General features: G+C 45.8%; 5 protein-coding genes. 3 read left to right on the forward strand and 2 right to left on the reverse strand.

Translation table 11 applies throughout. The features are described from left to right. Positions 1-324: 324 nt before the first annotated feature. Together AC4PME_RS20485 and AC4PME_RS20490 are read right to left on the reverse strand one after the other, a co-directional pair. Complete coding sequence (locus tag AC4PME_RS20485; protein ID WP_491046742.1) at positions 325-1221, reverse strand: aspartyl protease family protein; 897 nt, start codon at positions 1219-1221, stop codon at positions 325-327. 80 nt (positions 1222-1301) lie between these two features. Next, entirely contained in the window at positions 1302-1820 is a 519-nt protein-coding gene (locus tag AC4PME_RS20490) for an alpha/beta hydrolase (RefSeq protein WP_491046743.1), read from the reverse strand. Here AC4PME_RS20490 and AC4PME_RS20495 point away from each other — a divergent pair. The 3 genes from AC4PME_RS20495 to AC4PME_RS20505 all read left to right on the forward strand — a co-directional run. Next, positions 1798-2274 (forward strand): hypothetical protein, encoded by a 477-nt coding sequence (locus tag AC4PME_RS20495; RefSeq protein WP_491046744.1) that lies wholly within the window; start codon positions 1798-1800, stop codon positions 2272-2274. The two genes, AC4PME_RS20490 and AC4PME_RS20495, sit on opposite strands and share 23 nt — an antisense overlap. Before the next feature lie 311 nt (positions 2275-2585). Beyond that, entirely contained in the window at positions 2586-4169 is a 1584-nt protein-coding gene (locus AC4PME_RS20500) for an alkaline phosphatase (protein WP_491046745.1), read from the forward strand. Positions 4170-4181: 12 nt separating this feature from the next. Beyond that, the coding region (locus AC4PME_RS20505) for a DUF7151 family protein (RefSeq protein ID WP_491529751.1) at positions 4182-4756 on the forward strand (575 nt) is incomplete at its 3' end.

Consider the following 4756-nt stretch of genomic DNA (forward strand, 5'->3'; position numbering starts at 1 on the left):
AATTACGCAAGGCTGCCTAATTTAGCGAGTGGTGCACTTCGGAGTTGAATTCGCGTTTTATTGACGAACTAAAAATTGAAACATTACTGAAATCAAATTTTTCATATTCTATGAATAGATTCCAACTAATTATTAATATCGAGATATGCGATTCCTCAAAAAATTGACTGTCCGCTTTTGGGATCCTATACGATAATTGAATGTCTGCTTTCTGGAATTACCCTTCTGAACGACCAAAACGGTGAATGACCGATTGTTGTCTTTAGCAGACGATTCTCATCAGACCACCTTATGTCCGCTATTCTCTGAATACTAAGAACGATTTTATTTATCTCTCATATACAAGGTGCTGTTAGCTACATCAATAATACTATTAATGGAAGCCAGCTCTTTATTCCCGACTATTCCTATAACAGTTCCATATTTCGAACCGACAGCCTGTCTCAGAGCACCCAGTTCAGTGACAAGAAAATCGTCGTTAACTTCCGCACTACCGATTTTTATTGTTTTATTCATGAGGACTTTCATAAGTGTTTCAGCCCCGTTTTCGCCGACTGATTTTGCTTTCGGATGATCATCCAATTTAAATCCGAAGTTTCCGGATAATACAGACCTGTCCAAGACGGTTTGCTGTGCACCTGAATCGACCAGTAAAACAACATCATGCTGCTCAAGCTTTGCTTTGATCAGGGTAAACCCTATTTCAGTTTGCAACAGAGGAATGGCGGTATACTTCGAATCAGCGCCTGAAAAAAATTCTTTTGTCTCACTTTCGTTTTCCGGAACTAAAAGTCTGCTTTCATTGATATCAACTAATGCGTGTAATTCAACAATTGCATCGTGACCAATAATTCCATCTATATCAGGTCCTAATTGCCTTATTGAATTTGCAAAGATATTCCTGAGCGTCAGCTCGTAACTCCCTATGACCAAAGACTGGATACTGACAGGGAATGTTTGGGTTGTGCCTTCTTTCTCATCGCCGGCAGTAACGCCATTAATACCACTTGAGGCTATTTTGATACCGAAATATTCAAGTTTACTCATGCCAACAACAGAACCCGTTGAGCCTGTATCAAGGATGAATTTGCCTTCCTTCCCATTGACAGCAGCTTTGAGGCTGAAGTGCCCGTCATCTGTAACTTGTAAAGGGATTTCATCCATAGCGGCATGCACGGAAGTCACACTGATTAGAAGATAAAATAAAGCAATAAATTTCATTCAACATCCTTGTTTTGGCAAATTTTTCGATAATTGTGAATTAAACACTCAGATAAAAGCAATGCAATTGCAATATCCGACTAATTTCTTCCATAAACCCAGTCCAGTCCCTGTACCAGGGTGGTCGGGAATGCGGTTGTATGTCTTGCCCCCTCAATAATCTGAAATTTAAGAGTAATATTCTCCCCCTTATTTTCGTTTATCTTCTTAGCCAGACTATCTGCTCCTGCGACCATATCCTGTATTTCGCCAAAAGATGGTTTCTCCAAATTCCCTACGGAAAGGTATACCTTTATTTTTTGCGATGGAACGATTTTCGCTGATTTAAGAATTTCATTATCGTTATACCAAACCGACGGACTGCCCAGAATATAATTGTCAAACATTTCAGGATGTCTGAATAACGCGTAAGCGCCGGGCAAACCTCCTAAAGAATGACCTGCAAAAGTCCGGTTTGAAGAACTCGCCCTGAAATTTTTCCGCAAACGAATATCTCTCGTCGCCGCTTTTCCCTGCTTGATCTGTCTGCGGATATATACAAAGCTAACAATATGGAGAATCAAAAGGATTTTGATCGTGGGTAAGCGCGCTGGTTTCATTGAGTTTGTGAAAAATCACTGGGAGTTTCTGGCGGTTGGCTGTCTGATTGCGATTTACCTTTTACACGGTCAGTATCTGCAGGCTGTCGCCTCTACGATTATCTCCCAGCCGAGGAAAAGCGACTTTTTGTTTGTTGATTATTATGAACTGGATAGATCCAGTGACATTAAATATCGTTTTGTGCCCTTAAAAGTCATTGCAACAGATGAGCAAAATATTACGGTAGCGGTAGGAAATATTGGTTTCAGTGAACCCGTATCGCCTGAAACTCACATCAAATTTGATAAACCACTCCTGCTCAGAAACTACTACCGGAAAAATCATCTTCGGTTCAGTCGCAAAGAACTGAGTTCCATGTACGAGAACGGGATTATTTACGACGCACGCCGCCCTCAAAACATCTACATCAGCGGATGGATCGTGATTAAATTAAGTGAAGTGTACACAGACTGAAAATAAGCAGAGGTAATTGCCTGATACCAGTCATTTCTTTACTGCGCCCCTCAAATAATCAGTTAAAACAAAGCGTTATGTTATAACATTTGTCATAAAACCGACATCATTCCGACATAAATCATTCATCTCAGATTAACCTGTTCGTCATACAGGCCGCCTACTCTGTTTCACCGTCCGGTCGGGGAACCGATACTTTCAGGGAAGAGAGGTTACACACATCACCTGCCTGCTTCCTGCTCCCTGCCGCAGACACACGGCTGCTTCTGTCTACAACGCCGGTAATCAAAAACATAATTAGGAATGTCATAATGAAATTTAACTGGAAAGCTTCTGTCAGCGCTCTGGCTCTGGCGGTTTCAACTGGTTTGCAGGCGGATGTGCTCCCTGCTTATCAGTCTGAAAGTGCCTGGTTCACCGACGCACAAACCAAACTCACTGAGAAACTGGAAACCACCAATAATTTTAAAGCCAAAAACGTGATCCTGTTTGTGGGTGACGGTATGGGTATTTCAACGCTGACAGCGTCACGTATCCGTAAAGGCCAGCTGGCGGGCAACCCCGGTGAAGAAGGTTACTTAGCGTGGGAAAGCTTTCCCGGTACTGCACTGGTAAAAACCTATAACGTAGATGCCCAGACTCCGGATTCAGCGGGTACGATGACAGCCATGATGTCAGGACTGAAAACTGACGTGGGTGTAATCGGTGTAGATGAAGACATCGAACGTGGCGAATGTTCAACAGTTGCCGGCAATGAAGTGATTACCGCACTGGAACTGGCTGAAATTAAAGGACTGTCTACCGGTGTGGTATCAACTGCCCGCCTGACTCACGCCACGCCTGCAGCCACTTATGCCAAATCAGCAGACCGCAACTGGGAAGACGTATCTGATATGCCGGAAGCGGCAGTCACAGCCGGTTGTGCTGACATTGCCGATCAGCTGGTACATTTTGAAGATTATCTGGAAAGCCGTTACACCGGTATAGACGTTGACGGTATCGATGTTGCCATGGGCGGCGGCCGCCGTCACTTCCTGCCGAATGATGCTGCGTTTAACAGTAATGACGCGGTAAGTGAAACAGAAGGCGACCGTACTGACAGCCGTGATTTGACTGCTGAGTGGCAGGAAATGTACAGCGATGGTGTTTACGTAACCGATCAGGCCGGATTCGATGCGGTTGATGCCGCTTCCACGACCCGTCTGTTTGGTCTGTTCAACGAATCTCACATGCAGTACGAAGCGGACCGCGCCAACGATGTTGCCGGTGAGCCTTCAATTGCTGAAATGACCTCTAAAGCAATCGACATTCTCGATAACAACGACAAAGGCTTCTTCCTGATGGTGGAATCAGGTCGTATCGACCACGCTCACCATGCGGGTAACGCGTCAGGTGCACTGTCTGAAACGCTGGCGTTTGAGCAGGCTATCGAAGCTGCAGTAGCGAATACCGATCCTTCAGAAACTCTGATTCTGGTCACGGCTGACCACGGCCACGTGTTTACTATTGCCGGCTATCCTAAGCGCGGTAACCCGATCCTGGGCAAAGTGGTTAACGTAGGTGCTGATGAAGCGGCTACTGCTGCTGACGGCATGCCTTATACCACTGTGGGCTACATGAATGGTTTCGGCTTTAACGATTTGGCTACAGAAACCGATTCTGACGCTATCTACAGCGAAGAAATCAATGCTGGCCGTATGGATATTACCAGCGTGGATACCACTGCTGCAGGCTACCACCAGGAAGCGCTTATCCCGCTGTCTTCAGAAACTCACTCCGGTGAAGACATTGCCCTGCACGGCACAGGCCCAGGCAGCCAGTTAATTCAGGGTGTCATTGAGCAAAGCGTTGTATTCCACCTGATTAACCAGTCTCTCGGACTGATTGAAGAATAAGAAGAGGACATCATGAAAGTATTTAAATATAGCCTTTTAGCCATGGCCATGGCCGGCCTGACCGCTTGTTCTCTTGACGGTGATGATGGCGCTGACGGTACTGACGGCAGTAACGGATTAAACAGCCTGACGGTACAAACTGAACTGGCCACCGGCGATGCAAACTGCCCGAACAGTGGCGTACGTTTTGATTCAGGCCTGGATGCTGATGGAGACGGCGCGTTAAGCGACAGCGAAATTTCTGAAACCAGTTATGTGTGTGTACCGGCTAATGCAGAAGTGGCGACCAGTGAATTGCTAACCAGCCTGAACAACGAATATTTCGTAGCCGGTCAGGCGGAAGTTGAAGCGGCCAAAACCACATGGCTCAATGCGACTGGCACAACCTCTGTGGACGGTGTTCAGACTATTACCAGCAATACTACAGTGACCAAACACGCTTCTGTGGAAGCGGCTGTTGCATCGCTGAAAGGTAAAGCGAAAAACGTTATCCTGTTCGTCGGTGACGGTATGGGCGTGTCTACTGTGACGGCAGCCCGTATAATGGAAGGCCAGATGAACGGTGACAACGGTGAAGAGAACCAGTT

It is taken from the genome of Alteromonas sp. (genome assembly GCF_984505615.1).

Excerpts from the sequence above, each read along its gene's own strand:
- AC4PME_RS20500 (WP_491046745.1), top strand. The coding sequence starts at position 2,586 with ATGAAATTTAACTGGAAAGCTTCTGTCAGCGCTCTGGCTCTGGCGGTT.
- AC4PME_RS20485 (WP_491046742.1), bottom strand. The coding sequence starts at position 1,221 with ATGAAATTTATTGCTTTATTTTATCTTCTAATCAGTGTGACTTCCGTG.
- AC4PME_RS20490 (WP_491046743.1), bottom strand. The coding sequence starts at position 1,820 with ATGAAACCAGCGCGCTTACCCACGATCAAAATCCTTTTGATTCTCCAT.